Here is a 23,429-nt window from a genome sequence, read left to right as displayed (position 1 = left end):
GTCGGGAGGCCCCATGTCGCACAGCACCCACGTCCCCATCGCGATCATCGGCGCGGGGCTCGGCGGTCTGACGGCCGCGCGGGTCCTGCGGGTGCACGGGATCGAGGCGGCGGTCTTCGAGGCGGAGGCGTCCGCGGCGGCCCGCACGCAGGGCGGCATGCTCGACATCCACGAGGAGAACGGGCAGCGGGCGCTGCGCTCCGCCGGTCTCCACGACGCGTTCCGGGAGCTCGTCCACGCGGGCGGCCAGGCGATGCGGCTGGTCGGCCCCGACGGCACCGTGCGGGTCGCGCGGGAGGACGACGGCGCGGGCGGCCGCCCGGAGGTGGACCGCGGCGACCTGCGCGACCTGCTGCTGGGCTCGCTGCCGGACGGCATGATCCGCTGGGGCGCCAAGGCGACCGGAGCGCGGGGGCTGGGCGGGGGCCGGCACGAGGTGACGTTCGCCGACGGTTCGGCCGTCACCACCGACCTGCTGATCGGCGCGGACGGCGCGTGGTCCCGGATCCGGCCGCTGGTCTCGTCCGCGCGGCCCGCGTACACCGGCATGTCCTTCGTGGAGACGGACCTGCTGGACGCCGACACCCGCCATCCGCGCGCCGCGGCGCTGATCGGCGGCGGGTTCTTCCTGTGTCCGGGCCCCGGCCGCGGCTTCCTGGCGCACCGGGAGACGGACGGGAGCCTGCACGTGTACACCGCGGTGAAGGCGGACGAGGGCTGGCTCGACACGATCGACTTCGGCGACACCGCGGCGGCGAAGGCGGCGGTCCTCGCGGGCTTCGAGGGCTGGGACGAGGGCCTGCGGGGGCTGATCGCGGACGCCGACGGCCCGCTCACACCGCGCCGCATCCACGCCCTGCCCGTCGGCCACCGTTGGGACCGGGTGCCGGGGGTGACCCTGCTGGGCGACGCAGCGCACCTGATGTCGCCCTTCGCCGGCGAGGGCGCCAACCTGGCCATGTACGACGGCGCGACCCTCGCGGAGGCCATCGCCGCCCACCCCGACACCGAATCCGCCCTGACCGCCTACGAGTCGGCCCTCTTCCCCCGCAGCGCCTCATCCGCCGCCGAATCCGCGGCCAACCTGGACACGATGTTCAGCGAGGACGGCCTGGCCCGGATGACCGCCTTCTTCAGCACCGCCCCGGCGACCGCGTAATGCCCCTGAACATGAGTACGCGTACTCAGTCCCTGGCGGCGACCGACCGGATACGGTGCGTTCCGACCGTGGGGTGACGTCTGCGTGCCACACCGGCTTCGGCCAGTGCGGCGTGGGCATGAAAGGGGAGGAATCAGCCGGTGGCTTGGGACGAGTGGGAAGAGATCAAGGCCGCGACGGCCGAGCGGCACTCCACCCGTATGCAACTCAACCACCTTCCAGATGATTTCAGGGGAAGGTCCCCTCAGGGTGGCTCCGGCACTCTGCAGCACACCAACGGCCCGTGGGGCAAGGCGGCAGACACCGCCGACGACCTGAAGACCAGCACCGAGTCGACGAAGAAGGGCCTGCAGTCGAGCCACACCGGCGTCTCAGCCGGTGCAGCGGGCCTTGCCAGCCTGGACGCGTTGAAGACCGTGCTCACCTCCTGGGAGAAACGGCTGGAAGCGGTACGGGACGAGTGCAGGTCTCTGGAACCCAAACTGCGCGCCGTTGCCCGCGAGATGGGCGAGACGGACGTCGCCGTGGCCGCAAAGGCTCGGGCTGTTCACGTTGCGGGCGGGGGCAACGGTCGGTGACCTCGGTACTCACCTGGCAGCAGCTGCGCGATCTGAAACTGACGGAATTGGATGACGCGGCCGACGGCTGGGCCACGGTCTCCCAGCACGCCGACTCCGCGGGCCAGCGCGTGGACGCGGAGATGGCCGGCCGTTTGTCGAAGACGCAGGAGAGCCAGTCCGCGGACGCGGCTGTCCGACGTCTGAACCGACTGAGCGACAACTACCACTACATCCACGCCGAGGCCGGGCTGATCCGCTCTGCCGTGGACGGGCTGTCTGCTGAACTGTTCACGCCGCAAAGGCATTTGAAAGCAGCCCTGGACGATGCCGCCGCCTTGTCGTTCACCGTGAACGAGGACGGAAGCGTCGCCTATCCGAAGGGCAAGAACGACACCACCGGGGAGGAGGTGCCCGGCGGGAAGGTCGTGGGCAATGACGGCACACTTCTGCCGAGCAACAAAGGGCTGTACCCGCCGGACGTCCATGGGCACTATGTGCCGGGCACCGGCCCCGCCGCGCCTCATCTGATCGGAGTCAACCCCAACTTCGCCAAAGCGCAGGACATAGCCGACCGCATCGCCCGCGCCGTCCGCGAGGCAGGGGAGATCGATGAGCGATACAGGCAGGTGCTCATCAAGCTCAAGGCAGGGCCTGGGCTCAAGGTCGACGCGAAGACTTGGGCCGACGCCGCGGCGGACGTCAAGGCCGTGGGCGATGCCGAAGCGCACCGGCTGAGGGACGCCGTCCCGCTCGACAAGTCGCCCGCCGATCGCAAAAAGTGGTGGGACCACCTCACGCAGGAGCAGCGGGAGGAGTACCTAGCGGTCTACCCCGACATGATCGGAAACCTGGACGGAATTCCGGCGGCAGCGCGGAACCAGGCCAACCGGGAAAACATCGACCTCCTCATCGGCAAGCTCTCAGGAAAAGACGACGAGAGGTCCAAGACCATGCTGGACGGTCTGAAGGCGATTGAGGACCAGCTGAAGCATCCGGACCCGAAGTTCCCGCCCATGTACCTGCTCGGAATCGGAGACACCGGGAACGGACGGGCCATTGTCAGCTACGGGAACCCCGATACGGCGAAGAACGTTTCGGCGTACGTGCCGGGCCTTGGCACAGCCCTCGACACCGATTTCGCAAGAAACGACCTCAAGCGAGCACGGGATACGGCCAAGGACGCTCAGTTCTACAACCCGTCAAGCGCGTCGATCGTGTGGCTGGGATACGACGCCCCGCAAGTCTCACCCTCGGAGGGCGTGCACAACGCGGACGTCATGTCTACCCACGACGCGAGAGTCGGCGCGACCGCCTACAACCACTTCATGGCCGGCATCTCGGCGACGAACGACCATGAAGACCCCCACATCACCGCCATCGGTCACTCCTATGGCTCCCTCACCGTCGGTCAGGCGGCACAGCGCCATGGCGGCATTCCGGGAGCGGACGACATCATCCTCGTGGGCAGTCCCGGCACAGGGGCGGACAAGGCCGAGGATCTCAACGTCGGCAGGGATCACGTCTTCGTCGGCGCGGCCGACCATGACCCCGTGACCATGCTTCCCAGTCACAGGGAGGCGGCCGGCATAGGGATGGGCTCCTACATGGGCGCGGTCGAGGGCGCGCTTCTGGGCCATCTTTCCGGCGAGAATGTCGTCGACCAGATGAAAGATGTCGCGCTCGGTGCGGGTGCGGGCGGCTACGTTGGCTACGGCATCGGGCACAGCACCTCCGACCCCGACGAGCTCTGGTTCGGAACCGACCCGGCGAGCAAGGACTTCGGTGCCCGCCGCTTCCACGTCGATCCCGGGCCGGTGCCCTCGATCCACGATCCGGCACCGGCTCACTCGAACTACTTCAACCCGGAAAAAGACAAAGAGTCCGCGAACAACATCGCCCTTATCGTGGCGGGGCATTCCGACCAGATTCAGGTGGAGAAACCTCGATGAAGAAGGCACGGACGACACTTCCGGTCGCTGTAGCGGCCGCCGTCCTGCTGACCGGGTGCGCTGCGGCACAGGACTCCGCGAAACAGCTTTCGAACGAAAGGCGAGAGCCGACTATGAACATCACCATGCAGCAGGCGGCGGAACGTGCGGATGGGATGCTCGACGCGACTCTCGGCGCCATCAAGCCCGAGGTGCACTGGACTCACAGCGGCACGTCCACGGGTACGTGCGACGTGTCCCGCTCGCGCACAGTGATGACCATCGTCTCCGCGGAACGGCGCGGGAACTTTCTGGGGATCGTCCAGCGCTTCTGGGAAAAGAGCGGATACCGGATCAAGTCCGTGAACAAGAGTAAGGAATTTCCCGCCATCTTCGCCCAGTCGGCCGACGGGTTCGGCATCTCTCTGGTGGTGGGCGGCGCCGGGCAGATCGCGTTCGAGGTGGATTCCCCGTGCGCCGAACCGTCGAAGGTGGCCGCCCCGACCACCCCTGCAAACGGGCCCGACTACGACTACCCCATTCCCCGCCCCAACGTGCGTTCCGCCTTCTGGTCGTCGACCACCCCGATTTCCCCGGACGGCGCGCGGCTGTAGAAGCATCCAGTCGGCCGCCCGGCCACCGCGGAAGCGGTGGAGCGGCAGATCCGGAGCCCGGGCGACGTGCTCGGCGCACTGGTCTCAGAGTGCGGCGGATCAGCGGAGCAGCGGGCAGAATAAACTTGACATGGAAGTTCATTCCGCTGGATTCCGTCGGCCCGTTGCGCTTCGGCATGGACGAACGAGACGTTACCGCAGCCCTGGGCGCCAGGAGTGCTTCTTTCGTCGACGGAAACGATGGTCATCGGTGGCAGGAATTTTGGGACCATGGAGTTGTAGCGCTCCACCGGCGAGGGCATGGCCTTGCCGGTGTGCTGGTAAGCAACGGACCTCAGGTGACACTTGAGGGAATTGAACTGATCGGGCGTCACCCATCAGCTGTAAAGGAGGATCTCGATCATTTTCTCACTCGAAAGCGGCTGGAAGCAAAGAGAAACTGGAGCAACGATCCGGAGATTCCCGGCTGGGTTCGAGAGTTGAGCCAGGATCCTTACCGGACCGCGGCGGTCACCGCTTGGCGTGACGTTCACCATGAAGAACACACGTTCTTGATCGACGAGAGGCGGCTTACCGGAGAACGCCCTTGCTGGGATCTGCGCCCCTGGATGGGCGTGGGGCCGCTCCATTTCGGCATGCGTGCACAGGAAGTGGGGGCGGCCCTGGGGGTCGACGCGCCAACTGTTACGAGACTGCTGGCGTAACCGCACATTATGATGGCTTGTTTCTTCTTGCAGTCAATGTGGATGGACGCATCGGGCCTCAGGTGAGGTTCAAGGGAGCCCAGTTGGTAGGGGCGACGCCATCCGCCATCGAACACCACATTCTGCAGTATGCCGAACTCGAAAAATTCGGCGTCAGCATAGGAACAACTGGTCTTACAAACATATATGAGCTGGGCCTGATCCTCGACGTGATCAGATTGGGTGATTCCTTCGTCAGTTCACCCACCTTCGCCACCCGGCGTTGGATGGACGGCGCGCGCCAGGGCGCGACAGGAAGCATCATCGGCCTGGCCCGCGGTGACGGCCAGGCCGGCGGCCGTGCATGACCGTCTGCGGCCAGGTGAGCCCGCCGAAGAGACACGGTCCAGCCCATCCATGTGCGCCCCCTTGACCGCCCCTATGGGTGCTTTTATGGTCACGCTGAGCGAACCGGACGTAGGACGTCGTACCTCTTTCCGCCTCCCCGACGTTGCTGGAGGACCCGTGCGTGACGACGTGATCCGTGATGTGCCGGCGCCGGGTCGGCGGGCGCTGCTCAGGGGTGCCGGGGCGTTCGGGGTGGCCGCCGCGCTGCCGGCCGTGCTCGGGGCCTGTTCCGCCGGGCCGCAGTCCACGAACGACACCGGGAGCGGCGGCAGCGGCAAGGACCGGACGCTCACCGCCGTGATCGGGTACGGCAACGACGGGAGCTGGGATCCGGCACAGACGGCGTCGGCGTTCTCGATGGCGGCCAACAACCATGTCTACGAGGGGCTGTTGGACACCGATCCGATCACTCGGGTGCCGTATCCCGCGCTCGGCACCGAGGTGCCGGAGGATCCGAACGCCACCACCTGGCGGTTCCGGCTGCGGCCCGGCGCCACCTTTCACGACGGGAAGCCCGTCACCGCCGATGACGTCGTCTTCGTGTTCGACCGGATCCTCGACCCGAAGACCCAGACCCTCGCCAAGGGCTTCTTCGAGAGCTGGCTGAAGGGGGTGCGGAAGGTGGACGCCGGCACCGTCGAGCTGGCGCTCGAGTTCCCCTTCCCCGACGGGCTCTCACGGCTCACCCTCGCCAAGATCATGCCCAGGCACGTGTTCGAGCGGCCGGGTGCCTGGGACGACGCGATCAAGGGGCTGGCGGTGGGATCGGGGCCGTACCGGCAGACCGCGCACCACCCGAAGTCCAATACGACGTTCGAGGCGTTCGACGCGTACAACGGGCCCCGCCCGCCGGCGTTCCGGAAGATGAACTGGCTGACCATCGTGGACGCCGCCTCCCGCGTCGCGCGGATCTCCGGGACCGACGCGGGCGCGCAAATCGCGGACAACATCCCGTACGCCAACATCGGCAGGCTCGAACAGGGCGGGCTGAAGGTCGCGGGCGGCGCCGGGATGAACAACCTGTTCCTGATGTTCGACACCCAGCACAAGCCCTTCGACGACGTCCGGGTACGCCAGGCCCTGCACTACGCCATCGACAAGGAGAAGATGGTCAGGGTCGCACTCAGAGGACATGGAAAGGCGGCCACCTCCTTCCTCGACCAGGGCAACCCGTCGTACCGGCGGGCCAGGACCGTGTACGACTACGACCCGGACCGGGCCAAGGCGCTGCTGAAGGCCGCCGGGGTCACCGGTCTGCACATCAACATCCTCGCGGTGAACGTCAGTTGGATCGTGGACTGCCTGCCGACCATCAAGGCGTCCTGGGACGCGATCGGCGTCCGCACCACCCTGGCGCCGCAGGAGACCACCGCCGTCTTCACCAAGATGGATCAGCGGCAGGACTACCAGGTGGTCGCCGCGGCCTCCAACCCGAACCAGTTCGGGCTCGACGCCGACCTGATCATGCACTACAACTACGGTCCGCAGAACCTCTGGATGGGGTACACCCGCTGGGCCGGCCACCCCGTCGCCAGACGACTCTTCCAGGACATGGACCGCGCCACCCGCGAGCCGGATCCCCGGCGGAAGAAGGCGATGGTCCAGGACTACATCGACGTCGTCGCCGAACAGGCCGTGCTCTACCCGGTCGTCCACAACGAGCTGATGACCGCCTGGGACCCGCGCCTGCTCGCCGGGATAAGGGCGCAGCCGTATCCGGGGATCAACCTGCTCCAGGCCAAGTGGGTCTGACCGGATGACGGCCGTCGTCCGCGTCCTGCTGCGCCGGATCGCCCTGCTGGTACCGCTGCTGCTGGGGATCGTCCTCTTCGTGTTCCTGGTGATGCGGTTCTCGGACGTCGACCCGGCCTCCGCGTTCTTCCAGGGCGCCAACCCGACCCCGCGGCAACTGCACGAGTTCCGGGAGCGCAACGGCCTGCTGGACCCGCTGCCCCTGCGCTACGTCCACTTCGTCGGCGCCCTGCTGCACGGCGACCTCGGCACCAGCGCGCTCACCCGCGCCCCCGTCGCCGGCCAGGTCACCACCGCGCTGCCCCTCACGCTCCAACTCACCTTCCTGGGACTCGCCTTCGCGGTGGTGCTGGCGCTCGCGGGCGGGGTGACCGCCGCCGTGTACCGGGACCGCTTCCCGGACCAGGCCATCCGGGTGCTCTCGCTGGTCGGCGTCGCCGCGCCCGGCTTCTGGCTGGCGCTGCTGATGATCCGGTACCTGGCCGTGGACCGGGCCTGGTTCCCGACCGGCGGCTACATCAACCCGGCGGACTCCGTCACCGGCTGGCTGCGGACCATGGCGCTGCCCGCCGTCGCGCTGTCCCTGCCGGTCGCCGCCCAGCTCACCCGGATCGTACGCACCTCGGTGGTGGAGGAGCTGGACAAGGACTACGTGCGCACCGCGATCGGCGGCGGGCTGCCGCCCCGAGTCGTCGTCGGGCGCAACGTTCTCAGAAACGCCCTGGTCAACCCGCTGACCGTGCTCGGCCTGCGGGTCGGCTATCTGCTGGGCGGTGCCGTCGTGATCGAGACGATCTTCTCGCTGCCGGGGATGGGAAAGCTGATGATCGACGCCGTACAGAACGGCGATCCCGCGGTGGTCCAGGGGGTCGTCCTGACCACGGCGACCGGGTTCGTCGTCGTCAACCTCGTCATCGACATCCTGTACCTGCTGGTCAACCCCCGGCTGCGGGCGGCCTGATGGCGACCCGCGCCCAGCTCGCCGCGCGCCTGTCCCGGCCCGGTCTGCGGCTGCCCGGCTGGCGGAGGCTGCCGCCGCTGTCCAGGCTCGCCGTCTGTTTCCTCGCCCTCGTCGTCCTCGTCGCCCTCCTCGCGCCCCTGCTCGCCCCCGACGACCCGCTCGACCAGCAGGACCCGGTGGGCGGCACCGGGCATCCGTCCGCCGCGCACTGGATGGGGCAGGACAGCCTCGGCCGGGACATCCTCAGCCGGCTGATGTACGGCGCCCGGTGGTCGCTGGCGATCGGGCTGGGGGCCACCGGTCTCGCCCTGGTCGCCGGGGCGGTGCTCGGAGCGGTCGCGGCGACCTCGCGCAGGGCCGTGGACGAGACGCTGATGCGCTGCCTGGACGTGGTGATGGCGTTTCCGGGGATCGCGCTCGCGGCCGTACTGGTCGCGGTGTTCGGGGGCGGCATCGGCGTACTGATCTGCGCCATCGCCTTCCTGTTCACCCCGCCGGTGGCACGGGTCGTACGGGCGAACGTGCTCGACCAGTACGGCGAGGACTACGTCACGGCGGAACGGGTGATCGGCGCCCGCACCCCGCACATCGTGCTGCGCCACGTGGCCGTCAACTGCGCCGCCCCGGTGCTGGTGTTCTGCACCGTGCAGGTCGCCGAGGCGATCGTGTTCGAGGCGTCGCTGTCCTTCATCGGGGCGGGGGTGCGGCCCCCGGACCCGTCGTGGGGCAGCGTCATCGCGGACGGCAAGAACATGGTGCTGACCGGGGGCTGGTGGGCGACGGTCTTTCCGGGGCTGCTGATCCTGCTGACCGTGCTGTCGCTGAACATCCTCTCCGAGGGCGTCGCGGACGCGTGGGCCGCGCCGGCGCCCAGGGAGGTCGAGGCGGCCGAGGAGAGCGGCGGGCAGGTGAGTCCGGGTGACGTGCTGCCGCTGCCCGGTCTCGCCGAGGCCGCCCGGAGGCTGCGCTCCCGCGCCCGGCCGCTCCCGGACCGCACCGGGCCGCCCGTGCTCGCCGTGGAGAACCTGGCCATCGGCTTTCCCGGCCGGCACCGGGGCGTGGACATCGTCGCCGGGATCGGCTTCGAGGTGTACCCCGGCGAGGTGCTGGGCCTGGTCGGCGAGTCGGGGTGCGGGAAGTCGCTGACCGCGCTCACCGTCATGGGGCTCCAGCCGCCCGGCGCGCGGGTGCGCGGCCAGGTCCGCTTCCGGGGGCGCGATCTGCTCGCCGAACCGGCGTGCGCCCGGCGGAAGTTGCTCGGCCACGAGATGGCCATGGTCTACCAGGACGCCCTGTCCTCGCTGAACCCGGCCATGACCATCCGCACCCAGCTCGGACAGCTGGTACGACGCGGTGGGCGCCGTAGCCCGGCCGAGCTGCTGGCCCTGGTCGGGCTCGATCCCGAGCGCACCCTGCGCAGCTATCCGCACGAGCTGTCCGGCGGGCAGCGGCAGCGGGTGCTGATCGCCATGGCCCTGTCCCGCGATCCGGGCCTGATCGTCGCCGACGAGCCGACGACCGCGCTGGACGTCACCGTGCAGGCCCAGGTGATGGAGTTGCTGTTGCGGCTGCGCGCGGAACTGGGCTTCGCGCTGGTCCTGGTCTCGCACGATCTGGCGCTGGTCGCGGACGTCACCGACCGGGTGGTGGTGATGTACGGCGGGCAGATCGTGGAGAGCGGGGTGACCGCCGAGCTGGTGGCGGCGCCGGCCCACCACTACTCGCGCGGGCTGCTCGGCAGCGTGCTCTCGCTGGAGTCCGCCGAACGGCGGCTGACCCAGATCCGGGGCGTCGTACCGGCCCCCGCCGACTTCCCGCCGGGCTGCCGGTTCGCCGGGCGGTGCCCGCTGGCGAGCGAGGTGTGCCGCACGCAGGCACCGGTCCTCACAGGCACCGCCGCTCACCTGGCGGCCTGCCACCACCCCGCCCCGGCCGGCAGCGAGGAGGCCGTCCAGTGAAGGTCGCGACCAAAGCCGCACCCCCCTGGCCCAGGCGCGGAGCACACACCGAGGGCCGGTTCCCGCGAGAGCGAGCACACACACCGACCGGCGAAACCCACCGCACACAGACCCCAGCCCGCACCAACCCCACCCGGCACACGGCCACCCGCCACCACCCCACCCCGCCCGGCAGCGAAGAGGCCGTCCAGTGAACGGCACGGCGGCAGCGCCGCTGGTGGAGGTGCGGGGTGCGCACGTGGTGCACCGGGCGCGCGGCGGGGGCCTGTTCGCCCGCGACCGGGTGTACGCGCTGACCGGTGCCGATCTCGTGGTGGCGCCCGGTGAGACGGTGGGCGTCGTCGGCGAGTCGGGGTGCGGGAAGTCGACGCTGGCGAAGGTGCTGGTCGGGGTGGAGCGGCCGGTCGCGGGGACGGTGGCGTTCCGGGGGCGGGACCTGTGGGCGATGCCCGGCGCCGAGCGGCGGGCCACGGTCGGCGCGGGCACCGGCATGATCTTCCAGGACCCGGCCACGGCCCTGAACCGGCGGCTGACCGTGCGCCGCATCCTGCGCGACCCGCTGGACGTGCACGAGCGCGGCACCCGGAGCCAACGGGAGGAACGCGTGCGGGAGTTGATGGGTCTGGTCGGGCTGCACCGGGGGCTCGCGGACGCGCTGCCCGGCCAGTTGTCCGGCGGCCAGCGGCAGCGCGTCGCCATCGCCCGCGCGCTCGCCCTGGACCCGGCGCTGGTGGTCGCCGACGAGCCGACCAGTGCGCTGGACGTCTCGGTGCGCGCGCAGATCCTCAATCTGCTGCTCGATCTGAAGGACCGGCTCGGCCTCGCGCTGGTGTTCGTCTCGCACGACATCCAGACGGTACGGCGGATGAGCGACCGGTTGGTCACCATGTACCTGGGCCGGATCGTGGAGGAGACCCCGGCGGACCGGGTGACCGACCGGGCCCGGCACCCGTACACCCGCGTCCTGTTCTCGGCCACCCCCGGACTGCTGCACCCCCTCGACCCGATCCCGCTGGCCGGCCCGGTGCCGTCGGCGACCCGGCCGCCGAGCGGCTGCCCCTTCCGTACCCGCTGCCGGCGGGCGGACGCGGTGTGCGCACAGGTGATGCCGGACTTCTCGGCCGCGTCACACCCGGCGCACCGCTACCGCTGTCACCATCCTGTGGAGGAGGACCTGTCGACCCGCGACCTCACCCGCAGGAGCCGTGAATGACCTTCCCCGCCCCGCTCACCGGAGTCGTCCCGCCCGTCTGCACGCCCCTGACGCCCGAGCGCGAGGTCGATGTGCCCTCGCTGCTGCGGCTGGTGGACCACCTGGTGGGCGCGGGGGTGCACGGGCTGTTCGTGCTCGGCTCGACCTCGGAGGCGGCGTTCCTCACGGACGCCCAGCGGCGCCGGGTGGTGGAGGCGGTCGCGGGGCACGTGGGCGGGCAGCTGCCGGTGCTGGCCGGGGTGATCGACATGACCACCCCGAGGGTCCTGGACCAGGTGCGCGCGGCGACGGCGGCGGGCGCGGAGGCGATCGTGGTCACCGCGCCGTTCTACGCCCGCACCCACCCCTCGGAGATCGTCCACCACTACCGCCGGATCGCGGCCCTGAGCCCGGTGCCGGTGATCACCTACGACATCCCGGTCGCCGTGCACACCAAGCTGCCCCCCGAGCTGGTGCTGGGGCTCGCCGGGGACGGGGTGCTGGCGGGGATCAAGGACTCCAGCGGGGATCTGGCGGCCTTCCGGGAGCTGGTCACCGGGGCCCGCGCCCACCCCGGCTTCGCCGTGCTGACCGGCTCCGAGCTGATCGCCGACGCCGCGCTGGCGCTGGGCGCGGACGGGGCGGTGCCGGGGCTCGCCAATGTCGATCCGCACGGGTATGTCCGGCTCTACCGGCAGTGCCGGGCGGGCGACTGGGAGGGGGCGCGGGCCGAACAGGACCGGCTGTGCGCGCTGTTCGGGCTGACCGGGGCGGGCGATCCGGCGCGGATGGGCGGCAGCTCCTCGGCGCTGGGCGCGTTCAAGGCCGCCCTGCATCTGCGGGGCGTGATCGACTGCCCGGTCACCGCGGAGCCGCAGGTGCCGCTGTCGGGCGAGGAGACGGAGAAGGTCGCCAAGTTCCTCGCCTCGGCGGGGCTGTTGTAGCCCTCCCGCGCCGGAGATCGGCGGGGCTGTCGCGTTCGTCCCGCGCCGGGGTCGGCGGAGCCCGGACCCGTGTCCGCCCCGCCTCAGTCCCGTTCCGGTTCCCCGGTGACGCGGGTCTGGGCCCAGGTGAGCACTTCCGGTTCGCGCAGCGACGGTACCCACAGGTCGGCCCGTTTCGCGCCGTCCCCGGCGGGGCGGGGGCCGACCCCGAGCACCCGCAGCCCGGCGCGGTGGGCGGACTCCACCCCGGTCAGCGAGTCCTCGACGGCGAGCGCCCTGAGCGGGGGCGCCCCGCACAGACGGGCCGCGAGGAGGTACACGTCCGGCCAGGGTTTGGGCCGTACGGAGCCCCCGCTCTCGGGGACGACGATGTGCTGGAAGTGGGTGCGCAGCCCGGCCCGTTCGAGGCTGCCCTCGACCACGACCATCGGGCAGTTGCTGGCCACCGCCAGCGGCACCCGCCCGGACAGCGTCCGCACGAGCTGGACGGCGCCCGGCATGGTGACCGGGTCGTCGGTGACCAGCTCCAGGAAGTGGTCGAGGAGCGCTCCGGTCAGACCGGCCGCCAGCTCGGGTTTGTGCACCGAGTCGGCCATCAGACGGCCGCACTCCTCGTAGTGCATGCCCTTGGCCCGCTCGGCGAAGCCGGGCGGCGCCTGGAGGCCGAATTCCCGGAAGGCCAGATTCCGGGCCTCCACCCAATGGCGTTCGCTGTCCATCAGGGTGCCGTCGCAGTCGAAGACGACGGCCTCGGGCGACCAGTCGAGCAGCGGGCGGATGTGAGGGGTCACCGTGGCCTCCTAGGGTGGCAGGGACAGGGGGTGGCGTGCGGCGCACGCGTCATCGAATCGCGTCATTCCCGGCGTTCCACAGGAAACGGAAAGATAGCGACGACTACGATATTTTCGTGCCCGTAAATCAGGCAATAACCCCATGGAGGGACTGGACTGCCGTGCCGCCCAGGGTGTATGGGACGGGGGAAACGCCCCCCTTACCACCCGCTCGCGTTGGCCCTCGAAAGAAATACGTAATTACCGCGCGAGTGTGATTCCTGTTTGCTCCCGGCGTACGCGGGCGCACTACATTCTTGGCCGTCGGACATGCCGAGCGAGGGCAGGCGGAACGTTGCAGGAACGGGCCAGGACAACCCGCAGAACACTTCTGGAAGCGGCCGCCCGGCTTTTCGCCGAACAGGGATACGCGGGCACCAGCGTCAACGACATAAGCGCCCGGTCCGGCCGGACCAGCGGCGCCGTCTACTTCCACTACGCCAGCAAGGAGGGCATCGCGCTCGCCGTCGTCCAGGACCGCTTCGCCACCTGGCCCCAGCTGTCCGCGCGTTACGCGGACGCGGCCGTCCCCCCGGTCGAACGGCTCGTCGCGCTCAGCTACGACATCGCCCGCGCCCTCGCCGAGGATCCGGTGACGCGCGCGGGCGCACGCCTGTGGGCCGAGCGCGCCACCATCGACGCCCCCCTGCCCGACCCCTTCGCGCTGTGGACCGCCGCCGCGACCCGCCTGCTCGCCGAGGCGCGCAACGCCGGCCACCTGGCCAAGCACGTGCGCCCCGCGCCCGCCGCCCGGACCCTGGTGCGCGCGTTCTTCGGGCTGTGCTCACTCACCGAGGCGCTGGAGGGCGCGGCCATCGTCACCGACCGGCTCGCCGACTGGTGGCAGCTGACCCTGCCCTCGCTCGGCGCCGATCCGTCGACTCACCGGTGGGCGGGGGCCCCGGCGGGCGAGTGAGCGCCGACCCCGGTGAGCCGGCGGAAGGTCAGGCCGTCGTACGAGCCCGTCTCGTACAGCACGCCGACCGTGCCGGTGCCGAGCTGGACCAGGTCGGAGTAGGCGGCCGGGCCGTCGTCCAGGGTGGTCAGGCGGCTGAAGGTGCGGCCGGCGTCGGTGCTGGACCACACGGCCATGGCGCGGCGGGCGGTGGGCACGGAGGGCGCGGAGAACAGCAAGGGGGCGTGGGCGCCCTGGAGTTGCAGCACGCTGCCCTGGACCACGGGTACGTCCTTCAGGGTGCTCTGGGCGGCGTAGGGGCGGTCGAGGGTGGCGCCGCCGTCGGAGGAGTAGGTGTCGAGACGGTTGCCGGGGGCGCTGCCGTACTGGTCGCGGGCGCTGAAGTAGAGGCGTCCGTCGGGGAGTTGGGCGGCGCTGGTCTCGTTGACGTCGACCACCCCGCTGGGGCCGGTGGCGGTGTAGCCGAGGTGCCAGGTGCGGCCGCCGTCGTCGCTGTAGAGGGCGTGGCCGGCGTAGTACCGGGACTCGCGGCCGGTGTCCTTGGAGCCCTTGGGCGGGGTGGTGGAGTGGTTGGCGGGCACGAGGAGGCGTCCGGCGTGCGGGCCGCGGGTGAAGGCGACGGCATGGCCGGGGCCGGTGGCGTACCAGCGCCAGTCGGGCCGTTTCACCTCGGCCGTGATGTCACGGGGCGCGGTGAAGGTACGGCCGTCGTCCGAGCTGCGCTGCACATGGACCCGGCGGCCCCGGTCGGCCGTGACCTGGCCCCGCATGATCTGGTCCTCGGTCACGTCTCCGGCGTTTCCGCAGGTCACGAGGACAATGGCGCCGGTGTGCGGATCGATGACGGGCGCCGGGTTGCCGCGGGTGTTCCCGTCGCCCGCGGCCACCACGGTGAGCGGGCCCCAGGTGCAGCCGCCGTCGGTGGAGCGGCGCAGCACCACGTCGATGTCCCCGCTGTCGCCGGAGCCGTCGCGCCGGCCCTCGGCGAAAGCGAGCACGGTGCCGCGCGGGGTGCGGACCACGGCGGGGATGCGGTAGGCGGCGTACCCGCCCTGCCCGGAGACGTACGGCCGGGAAGAGGCGCAGCCCGGCGCGGAGTCCAGGGGCCTCGCGGCGGCGGGGTGCGGGGCCGCCGCGAGGGCGGCGAGGAGGGTGAGGCTGGTGAGTACGGTGCGGCGCGGCGGAGTCACGCCCTGATGCTGCCCCGGTAGGGGCGCACACCACTACTCCGTTCGAGTTAATCAGCGGGAGCCGACGGGACGGCCGCCGAGGGTCGGGACGGGGTGTGCACGGCCGTCGGGGTCAGGACGGGGTGCGGGCCGCCTCCAGGAGCCGGGTCACGTCCTCGGCCGGGAGCGTCAGGGCCGCGCCGACCGTGGTCAGGGCGTCGCGTTCGGCGGGGCTGTAGGGGCCGTCGGCGAGGGCGATGTGGGCGCCCTTCAGGAGCAGGGCCTCGCGCCCGGCCGGGGCGAGGTGCGGGGCGAGCGGGTCCAGCGCCTCGTGCAGCTCTATCGTCAGACCGCTCCCGCAGGGTGCGCCCAGGAGTCGCCCGGTGTCGGCGGCCAGGGCGTCGACCAGGGCGGCGAGCTGCTCCTCGGTGCAGTCGTCGACGCCGCCCGCGCGGACCGCGGCGCAGGCCGTCTCCAGGGACGCGCGGGAGCCGGTGCCGCCCGCGGCGAGGACGGCGAGGGCGACGGTGTGCACGCCGTCGCGGAGCATCGCGGAGAAGCGGCGGGTGGTGGGGTGGTCCAGGACGTCGGTGCCGTAGTGGCGGCCGCAGGCGGCGCACTCCACGACGGGCCCGGTGGACCCGCGCGGCAGCACCGGCACCCCGAGCAGGGTGAGCCGGCGGCGTCCGGTGAGCCGCTGGTAGTTGCGGTCGCCCCCGCAGCCGGGGCAGTAGAACTCGCCGTCGCCGACGGGTGTCCACGCGGTGCGGGTGCCCAGGACGCGCAGGGCCCTGGTGGCACGGTCGTCTCGTCCCCTTACCGGCAGCACGTCGCACCTCCCTAGAGCACGGCACCATCGCCGCGCTGGCGTGATGTTAGCCACATCGCGCGGCGGAGTCAGTACCCCGGACGAGACCGATCCGTGACCTGTCCGGCCCTATGGCCGGGAATCGACGAGGCTCCGGCCGCCCTCTGCGGCGGCCGGAGCCTCGAAACCCCCGGTGGGGGTGGGTCAGCGGGTGGCGCGGTTGACGGCGGAGACGACCGCCTTCAGCGAGGCACGCGTCGTGTTCGCGTCGATGCCGATGCCCCACAGGACCTGGCCGTCGATCGCGCACTCGATGTAGGAGGCGGCCTGCGCGGAGGCGCCCTCGCTCATCGTGTGCTCCTGGTAGTCCAGCAGGCGTACGTCGATGCCGATGGCCTGGAGGGCGTCGAAGAAGGCCGAGATCGGACCGTTGCCGGAGCCGGTCAGCACGCGGTCCTCGCCGTCCACGGTGGCCTCGACGGTGAGCGTGTCCACGCCGTCGTTGTCCGTGGTCGACTGCCCGTTTTTGACCTGGATGCGGCCCCAGGGGTTGGCGGCGTTGGGCAGGTACTCGTCCTGGAAGACCGCCCAGATGTCCTTCGGGGTGATCTCGCCGCCCTCGGCGTCCGTCTTGGCCTGGATGATCTTCGAGAACTCGATCTGCATCCGGCGCGGCAGGTCCAGCTTGTGGTCGTTCTTCAGGACGTACGAGACACCGCCCTTGCCGGACTGCGAGTTGACGCGGATGACCGCCTCGTAGGAGCGGCCGACGTCCTTGGGGTCGATGGGCAGGTACGGCACCGCCCACTCCAGGTCGTCCACCGTGACGCCCCTGGCCCGCGCGTCCGCCTCCATGGCGTCGAAGCCCTTCTTGATGGCGTCCTGGTGGGAGCCGGAGAAGGACGTGTAGACCAGGTCGCCCACGTACGGGTGGCGCGGGTGGACCTCCATCTGGTTGCAGTACTCCCACGTACGGCGGATCTCGTCGATGTCGGAGAAGTCGATCTGCGGGTCGACGCCCTGGGAGAACAGGTTCATGCCCAGAGTGACCAGGTCGACGTTGCCGGTGCGCTCGCCCTGCCCGAACAGGCAGCCCTCGATACGGTCGGCGCCGGCCATCAGCGCCAGCTCGGCCGCCGCCACCGCCGTACCGCGGTCGTTGTGCGGGTGCACGGACAGGCATACGTACGCGCGGCGGGACAGGTTGCGGTGCATCCACTCGAAGCGGTCCGCGTGCGTGGAGGGGGTCGAACGCTCCACCGTGGCGGGCAGGTTGAGGATGATCTCGCGGCCCGGACCCGGCTGGTAGACGTCCATCACCGCCTCGCAGACCTCCAGCGCGAAGTCCAGCTCGGTGTCGGTGAAGATCTCCGGGCTGTACTGGTAGCCGAACTCGGTCTCCGGGCCCAGCAGCTTCTCCGCGTACTCCATCACCAGGCGGGTGCCGTCGACGGCGATCTGCTTGATGTCGTCCCTGGAGCCGCGGAAGACGACCCGGCGGAAGACCGGGGCGGTGGCGTTGTACAGGTGGACGGTGGCGCGCCGCGCGCCCTTGAGGGACTCCACGGTCCGCTCGATCAGGTCCTCGCGGGCCTGGGTCAGGACGGAGATCGTCACGTCCTCGGGGATCGCGCCCTCTTCCTCGATGATCGAGCGCACGAAGTCGAAGTCGGTCTGGCCGGAGGCGGGGAAGCCGACCTCGATCTCCTTGTAGCCCATCGTGACCAGCTGGTCGAACATCCGGCGCTTGCGCTCGGGCGACATCGGGTCGATCAGGGCCTGGTTGCCGTCGCGCAGGTCGGTGGAGAGCCAGCGGGGGGCTACGGTGATCCGCTGGTCGGGCCAGGTGCGGTCGGGGATGTCCACCTGGTCGTAACGGCCGTACTTGTGGATCGGCATGGAACTGGGCTGCTGGCGGTTGGCCATGGTGCGTGGCTCCTCAAGGGGGTCCGGATGTCCGAGTGGACGGCCGACGACGCGACGCCGAGCTCCGCGGGGAGGGAGTCGGCCTCGACTACAGACCCTCGCCGCGGCAGCTAAGAAGAAGCAGCACGAAACGCATGATGCAGCGCAGCCTAGCCGAGCGGTTCAGGATGCGGGGACGCGGTCCAGTATGCGGGACCGGCGAGACAAACAGGACAAAAAGTTCGATAGACCACAGGAGCGACACGCAGGGGGCGCACCGCGGTAGCACAACGTCACGCTCCGTCGCGCCCCCTGTCCCGGTATTTCACCAATCATGGTTGCGAGTAGTGACTTTGGCGTCACTCAGTGCGATGGTCGTGTCATGACGACGAGGAACGGGGCCCTCGGGCCCGTCTTCTGCACCATCGTGCCGCCGCACGTCCTCGACCAGCTCTCCCAGGCCCAGGACCCGGATGTGTCGGCACCCGCACGCCGCTCCCTGGAACACGACGCCTATCAGCGCACCCGGCGCCGGCTGACCACCGTGATCGGTGCGACCGCCGCCGCACCGCCCGAGGGCGCCGCCGCCGACCAGCCGCACCGCACCATCTACGACACCCACCACTCCCAGGACCTGCCCGGCGACAAGGTCCGCGAGGAGGGCTCGAAGCCCGGCTCCGACGCCTCCGTCAACCGCGCCTACGCCGGCCTCGGCGCCACCTTCGAGCTGTACCTCAAGGTGTACGGCCGCCACTCCATCGACGGCAACGGAATGCCGCTCAACGCCACCGTGCACTTCGGCGAGGGCTACGACAACGCCTTCTGGAACGGCGAGCAGATGGTGTTCGGCGACGGCGACGGAAAGGTCTTCCTCGACTTCACCATCCCGGTCGACGTCATCGGCCACGAGCTGACCCACGGCGTCACCCAGCACACCGCCAACCTGGAGTACTTCGGCCAGTCCGGCGCGCTCAACGAGTCGGTCTCCGATGTCTTCGGCTCGCTGATCAAGCAGTACGCGCTGGGCCAGACCGCCGCCGAGGCCGACTGGCTGATCGGCGCGGGCCTCCTCGCGCCGGGCGTGCACGGCACCGCGCTGCGCTCGATGAAGGCTCCGGGCACGGCGTACGACGACCCGAACCTCGGCAAGGACCCGCAGCCCGCGACCATGGAGCACTATGTGCACACCGGCCGCGACAACGGCGGGGTGCACATCAACTCCGGCATCCCCAACCACGCCTTCTACCTGGCCGCCAAGGCCCTCGGCGGCCACGCCTGGGAGAAGGCGGGACAGGTCTGGTACGACGCGCTGACCGGCGGCGATCTCAAGTCGGACGCGCAGTTCGCCGACTTCGCCAAGCTCACCGTTCAGGCGGCGCGCCACCGGTTCGGCGCCGACGAACTGGAGGCCGTGCAGAAGGCGTGGGAGCAGGTCGGGGTGCATACGCGCTAGCGCGCACCCGGTAGTCCTCCCACGGCGGTCCGCGCGCTGCGACACTGGACCCATGCGGATTCAGGTGACGCGCACGGGCGGTTTCGCGGGCTTCGAGCGCCGGGCCGAGGTGGACACCTCGGCCCGGCCCGACGCCGAGGAGTGGGAGGCGCTGGCCGGACGCGTCCTCGCGTCCGGCCAGGACATCCCGCCGGCCGGTGTGCCGGACGGGTTCAGTTACGAGATCACGGTGGACGGCCGCACGGTGTACGCGGCCGATCCCCGGCTGACCGAGGACCAGCGGGAGTTGGTCTCCCGCGTCCTCAAGGAGGGCGCATAGCCGGGGTGTTCCGTCAGCAGTAGCCCCGCTGGAGGAAGCCGCGCCGGTTCGGGGTGCCGAGGTCCAGCGGGATGTCGACGTGGCTCGGCAGCTGCCCGAAGGACGCGTTCGGCAGGATGAACTCCCGCCCGGTGTACCGCTGTCGTACGGTCTGCTCGTCGGCGGGCTCGCACACGAACGGGTTGGCGTACGTGTTGTAGCCGAGGCCCACGCCGGTGTTGAGGAACCCGGCGTCCTGGCACTGGTACAGGACGCCGCGCAGGGCGGCGGCGTCGCGCGGGCCGGTGTAGCCGGACTGGAAGTTGGCGAAGCAGTCCAGCGTGGAGGCGCCGTCGTACGGGGAGGGTCCCGCGGCGGCCAGCGCGTCGAGGAAGTCGCGGCTGCACCCGATCGCCGCCGAGGGCGCCGCGCCCGCCAGGAGCCGGCCGCGCCTGCACCCGGTCACGTCCTGGAAGGCGCCGACGACGTCCTCGCCGCGGCCGAGGCGTGAGTAGGCGAGCACGAGGTCCCGCTGGGCGGCGAGCGGATAGGCGTCCGTGTGGCCGAACTTCTCGTCCAGCAGCCGGAACCAGGTCTCGAACGCCGGGACTTGGGCGCGGACCCCGGACGGCAGGGTGTAGACGGCGAGATCGGTCGGCGTGTCCCAGGTGTCGAGGCCCGGATAGCCGACGAAGGACAGCACGCCGATGCCGGTCTTCGGGGGCTGGTCGCCGTACCGGCTGCGCAGCTGGAGGTAGCGCTCCAGGTTGGTGTTGGAGCCCGCCCACGCGTACCAGAAGCCGCTCGGGTAGAGGGTGGTGTCGCCGCGGGTGTGGGTGGTGCCGAACAGGGCCGGGGACACGCAGCGCACCTGGCGGGCGTCCCAGGCGGCCTTGTACTCGGCCGGGGTGGAGATGCAGTCGGTGGACGCCTTGCCGCGGCGGGTGTCGGCGAGCGCGCCGGGCACGCCGCCCAGCAGGACGAACAGACACGCCGCGAGCACGGTGAGCAGCCGTGCGCGCGGCCTGGTGGTCAGCTGATGGACTGTCATACGGTTCAGTTTCGGAACGACCGGGCGGCGAATGCCAGTGGATTGGGCCATGCGGCCCACACCCGGCGACCCCTTGAGCCGCTGGGCGCACGGGCGTTGACCCGTCCACGGGCGCACGGCTGCCGGTCCGCGCGCGGGCGTTGACTTCGTTACCGGCGGTACGGATGATCCGGCCATGGCTGCTGACACAGGCACTCCGCTCCCCCGGTTCCCGGCCGGCTTCCTGTGGGGCGTGTCGACCTCCGCGCATCAGATCGAGGGCGCGGCCGACCGGCGCGAGCCCTCCGTGTGGGACGTGTTCACCGCCGAGCCGGGCCGGGTGAAGGACGGCTCGACGGCGGCGGTGGCCTGCGACCACTACCACCGCTACCCCGAGGACGTGGCGCTCCTCGCCCACCTCGGCGTGGACGCCTACCGCTTCTCCGTCTCCTGGCCCCGCGTCGGCTCGCCGGGCGGCCTGGACTTCTACGACCGGCTGGTGGACGAGCTGTGCGCGGCGGGCGTCCGGCCGGTGCCCACCCTCTTCCACTGGGATCTGCCCGCGTCCCTGGACTGGCTGGAGCGGGACACGGCGGCCCGGTTCGCGGACCATGTGGCGGTGGTCGCCGCCCGCCTGGGCGACCGGGTCAGCAAGTGGATCACCCTCAACGAGCCCGCCGAGCACACCCTGCTCGGCCACGCCCTCGGTGTGCACGCCCCCGGCCGGCGGCTGCTGTTCGACGCCCTCCCGGTCGCCCACCACCAGCTCCTCGCGCACGGCCTGGCGGTACGGGCCCTGCGCGCGGCCGGCGCGGCCGACATCGGCATCGCCAACTCCCACGGCCCGACCTGGCCGGCCTCCGCCGATCCGGCCGACGTGGCGGCGGCGGACTTCTACGACACGCTGCTGAACCGGCTTTTCGCGGAGCCGGTACTGCTGGGCGCCTACCCGGACGGCTTGGGCGAGCTGATGCCCGCGGCCGACCTCCCGGCGGACCTGGAGGTGATCGCGGAACCCCTGGACTGGTACGGCGTCAACTACTACGCGCCGACGCGGGTGGGTGCCCCGCTGGGTACGGAGACGGAGTCCGGCGGCGTGCCCATACCCGCCGAACTCCCGTTCTCGATAAGGGAGATCGAGGGCCGGCCGCGGACCGACTTCGGCTGGCCGGTGGTCCCGGAGGGGCTGACCGAGCTGCTGTGCGGCTTCCGCGAGCGCTACGGCGACCGGCTGCCGCCGATCGTCATCACCGAGAACGGCTGCTCGTACGAGGGCCTCGACGACCGGGACCGCATCGCCTACCTGGACGCCCATCTCCGCGCCCTGCACGCCGCGTTGAGCGGCGGGGTCGATGTGCGCGGTTACTTCGTGTGGTCCCTCCTGGACAACTTCGAGTGGGCCGAGGGCTATGCGCGGCGCTTCGGTCTGGTGCACGTGGACTACGCGACGCTCAAGCGGGCGCCCAAGGCGTCGTACCACTGGTTCCGGGATGTGCTGCGGGCGCAGAGATGACCGCCGGCCGCCCGCCGGCCGCGCTCGCCGAGCCGTCCGCGCCGGTGGGCCGGGGCTGGACGGCGGCCCTCTCGCTGGCCAACGGGGCGATCTGGGCGGGCTGGTTCGGGCCGCTCCAGATCCTGCTGGCCGCCCAGGCGAAGGCCCTCGCGCCCGGCACCGGGATGTCCAAGGAGGCCCTGCTGGCCTGGGTGACCGGCACGGGCGCGGTGGTCTCCCTGCTCGCGAACCCCGTCTTCGGCGCCCTGTCCGACCGTACGACCGCCCGTGCGGGCCGCCGGACGCCGTGGATCGTGGCCGGGGCGGCGGGCGGGGCGCTGTCCCTGCTGCTGCTCGCGGGCGCGGGCGGGCCGTGGTCGATGGCGCTCGGCTGGTGTCTCGTCCAGTTCACCCTCAACGCGGCCTTCGCGGCGGTGACGGCGGCCGTCCCGGACCGGGTGCCGAGGCGCCAACGGGGCGCGGTGGGCGGCTGGTTGGGCGCGGCGCAGATCCTGGGCGTGGTCGCGGGCACCGGCCTGGCGACGGCGGCGGGCGGCATCCGCGCCGGGTACCTGGCGTGCGCGGTGTGCGCGGCGGCGGGCGTCCTGCCGTACGTCCTCCTCTTCCGCGACATCCCCCTGCCGCGCGCGGACCGGCCGCCGTGGTCCTGGCGGGGGTTCCTGGCGGGCTTCCGGCTGAGCCCGCGCCGGTATCCCGACCTGGGCTGGGCCTGGCTGACCCGCTTCCTGATCAACCTCGGCAACGCGCTGGTGCTGCTGTACCTGCTCTACTACCTGCGCGACCGCGTCCACTACCCCGATCCCGGCCGGGGCGTCCTCGTCCTGACGGCGGTGAACGGCGTGACCCTGCTGGCGACGGTGGTGGCCGGCGGGGTGTGGTCCGACCGCGCGGGCCGCCGCAAGCCGTTCGTGGTCTGGTCGGGGGTGCTGATGGCGGTGGCGACGGCTGCGCTGGCGGGCTGGGGGACCTGGCCGGGCGCGGTGACGGCGGCGGCCGTCCTCGGCATCGGCTTCGGCATCTTCACCTCCGTCGACTTCGCCCTGATGACGGACGTCCTGCCGCACGCCCCGGACCGGGGCAAGGACCTGGGCGTCCTCAACGCGGCCAACGCCCTCCCCCAGGCCGCGGCCCCGGCCCTGGCCGCGCCCCTGGTGACGTACCTGGGCGGATACCGGGTGCTGTACCTGGTCGCGGCGGCGATCGGGCTGGCGGGCGCGGTGCTGGTGGGGCGGATCAGGGGGGTGGACTAGGGGGGTGGACTAGGTGTTCTGTCCGGGGAGGTTGTGGACGGGTGAGCCAGGTCTCGGCTGAGGGATCTTGAACAGGTGAGGGCCTTCCGGTTCGGTGT

General features: G+C 71.1%; 21 protein-coding genes. 16 read left to right on the top strand and 5 right to left on the bottom strand.

The annotated features are described in order from the left end of the window. Positions 1-13: 13 nt before the first annotated feature. The 11 genes from AC069R_RS28555 (at position 14) to AC069R_RS28505 (ending at position 12,159) form a co-directional block, all read left to right on the top strand. Positions 14-1,159: an FAD-dependent oxidoreductase gene (locus AC069R_RS28555; RefSeq protein ID WP_478769652.1), complete on the top strand. Its 1,146-nt coding sequence runs from the start codon at positions 14-16 to the stop codon at positions 1,157-1,159. A 140-nt stretch (positions 1,160-1,299) separates the two neighbouring features. Next, positions 1,300-1,737, top strand: a complete 438-nt coding sequence (locus AC069R_RS28550; RefSeq protein WP_478769651.1) for an amino acid ABC transporter permease — start codon at positions 1,300-1,302, stop codon at positions 1,735-1,737. Continuing rightward, complete coding sequence (locus AC069R_RS28545; protein ID WP_478769650.1) at positions 1,734-3,668, top strand: alpha/beta hydrolase; 1,935 nt, start codon at positions 1,734-1,736, stop codon at positions 3,666-3,668. The genes AC069R_RS28550 and AC069R_RS28545 overlap by 4 nt, the downstream gene beginning before the upstream one ends. Positions 3,669-3,781: 113 nt before the next feature. Continuing rightward, a complete protein-coding gene (locus AC069R_RS28540) occupies positions 3,782-4,261 on the top strand; it encodes a hypothetical protein (RefSeq protein ID WP_478769649.1) in 480 nt (159 codons plus the stop codon). Between the two features lie 125 nt (positions 4,262-4,386). Beyond that, entirely contained in the window at positions 4,387-4,965 is a 579-nt protein-coding gene (locus tag AC069R_RS28535; protein ID WP_478769648.1) for a hypothetical protein, read from the top strand. 17 nt (positions 4,966-4,982) lie between these two features. Further along, complete coding sequence (locus tag AC069R_RS28530) at positions 4,983-5,312, top strand: hypothetical protein (RefSeq protein ID WP_478769647.1); 330 nt, start codon at positions 4,983-4,985, stop codon at positions 5,310-5,312. Between the two features lie 157 nt (positions 5,313-5,469). Beyond that, positions 5,470-7,104 (top strand): ABC transporter substrate-binding protein, encoded by a 1,635-nt coding sequence (locus tag AC069R_RS28525; protein WP_478769646.1) that lies wholly within the window; start codon positions 5,470-5,472, stop codon positions 7,102-7,104. Positions 7,105-7,108: 4 nt separating this feature from the next. Continuing rightward, entirely contained in the window at positions 7,109-8,065 is a 957-nt protein-coding gene (locus AC069R_RS28520) for an ABC transporter permease (RefSeq protein ID WP_478769645.1), read from the top strand. After that, positions 8,065-10,023: a dipeptide/oligopeptide/nickel ABC transporter permease/ATP-binding protein gene (locus AC069R_RS28515; protein WP_478769644.1), complete on the top strand. Its 1,959-nt coding sequence runs from the start codon at positions 8,065-8,067 to the stop codon at positions 10,021-10,023. Before AC069R_RS28520 ends, AC069R_RS28515 begins: the two co-directional genes overlap by 1 nt. 190 nt (positions 10,024-10,213) lie before the next feature. Further along, entirely contained in the window at positions 10,214-11,236 is a 1,023-nt protein-coding gene (locus tag AC069R_RS28510; RefSeq protein ID WP_478769643.1) for an oligopeptide/dipeptide ABC transporter ATP-binding protein, read from the top strand. After that, a complete protein-coding gene (locus AC069R_RS28505; protein WP_478769642.1) occupies positions 11,233-12,159 on the top strand; it encodes a dihydrodipicolinate synthase family protein in 927 nt (308 codons plus the stop codon). The genes AC069R_RS28510 and AC069R_RS28505 overlap by 4 nt, the downstream gene beginning before the upstream one ends. Before the next feature lie 83 nt (positions 12,160-12,242). Here the strand turns inward: AC069R_RS28505 and AC069R_RS28500 are convergent, their stop codons facing one another. Continuing rightward, the gene (locus AC069R_RS28500) at positions 12,243-12,950 is read right to left on the bottom strand and encodes an HAD family hydrolase (RefSeq protein WP_478769641.1); all 708 of its coding nucleotides are present in this window, start codon (positions 12,948-12,950) and stop codon (positions 12,243-12,245) included. Positions 12,951-13,284: 334 nt separating this feature from the next. Here AC069R_RS28500 and AC069R_RS28495 point away from each other — a divergent pair, with 334 nt between their 5' ends. Beyond that, positions 13,285-13,905, top strand: coding sequence for a ScbR family autoregulator-binding transcription factor (locus tag AC069R_RS28495; protein WP_478769640.1), 621 nt, complete (start codon positions 13,285-13,287; stop codon positions 13,903-13,905). On the opposite strand, the gene AC069R_RS28490 is transcribed toward AC069R_RS28495, so the two are convergent. The 3 genes from AC069R_RS28490 to leuA all read right to left on the bottom strand — a co-directional run bounded on the left by AC069R_RS28490 (position 13,872) and on the right by leuA (position 17,808). Next, entirely contained in the window at positions 13,872-15,095 is a 1,224-nt protein-coding gene (locus AC069R_RS28490) for a sialidase family protein (protein ID WP_478769639.1), read from the bottom strand. The two genes, AC069R_RS28495 and AC069R_RS28490, sit on opposite strands and share 34 nt — an antisense overlap. A 112-nt stretch (positions 15,096-15,207) precedes the next feature. Continuing rightward, the gene (locus AC069R_RS28485) at positions 15,208-15,903 is read right to left on the bottom strand and encodes a TerB family tellurite resistance protein (RefSeq protein WP_478769638.1); all 696 of its coding nucleotides are present in this window, start codon (positions 15,901-15,903) and stop codon (positions 15,208-15,210) included. Positions 15,904-16,086: 183 nt separating this feature from the next. Beyond that, entirely contained in the window at positions 16,087-17,808 is a 1,722-nt protein-coding gene (leuA, locus tag AC069R_RS28480; protein ID WP_478769637.1) for a 2-isopropylmalate synthase, read from the bottom strand. 361 nt (positions 17,809-18,169) lie between these two features. On the opposite strand from leuA, the gene AC069R_RS28475 reads away from it, so the two are divergent. Continuing rightward, positions 18,170-19,240 (top strand): M4 family metallopeptidase, encoded by a 1,071-nt coding sequence (locus AC069R_RS28475; RefSeq protein ID WP_478769636.1) that lies wholly within the window; start codon positions 18,170-18,172, stop codon positions 19,238-19,240. Between the two features lie 52 nt (positions 19,241-19,292). Next, complete coding sequence (locus AC069R_RS28470) at positions 19,293-19,559, top strand: protealysin inhibitor emfourin (protein WP_478769635.1); 267 nt, start codon at positions 19,293-19,295, stop codon at positions 19,557-19,559. 13 nt (positions 19,560-19,572) lie between these two features. On the opposite strand, the gene AC069R_RS28465 is transcribed toward AC069R_RS28470, so the two are convergent. Then, positions 19,573-20,589 carry a hypothetical protein gene (locus AC069R_RS28465; RefSeq protein ID WP_478769634.1) on the bottom strand — a complete coding sequence of 339 codons (1,017 nt, stop codon included), beginning with the start codon at positions 20,587-20,589 and terminating at the stop codon, positions 19,573-19,575. A gap of 175 nt (positions 20,590-20,764) precedes the next feature. Here AC069R_RS28465 and AC069R_RS28460 point away from each other — a divergent pair, with 175 nt between their 5' ends. Then, positions 20,765-22,081: a GH1 family beta-glucosidase gene (locus tag AC069R_RS28460; protein WP_478769633.1), complete on the top strand. Its 1,317-nt coding sequence runs from the start codon at positions 20,765-20,767 to the stop codon at positions 22,079-22,081. After that, complete coding sequence (locus AC069R_RS28455) at positions 22,078-23,331, top strand: MFS transporter (RefSeq protein WP_478769632.1); 1,254 nt, start codon at positions 22,078-22,080, stop codon at positions 23,329-23,331. The genes AC069R_RS28460 and AC069R_RS28455 overlap by 4 nt, the downstream gene beginning before the upstream one ends. The last annotated feature ends 98 nt before the right edge of the window (positions 23,332-23,429 follow it).

The organism is Streptomyces sp. NPDC043952 (assembly GCF_056435325.1).
Note: the sequence above shows the minus strand (reverse complement) of the source record. Positions and strands in the feature narration are given on the sequence as shown.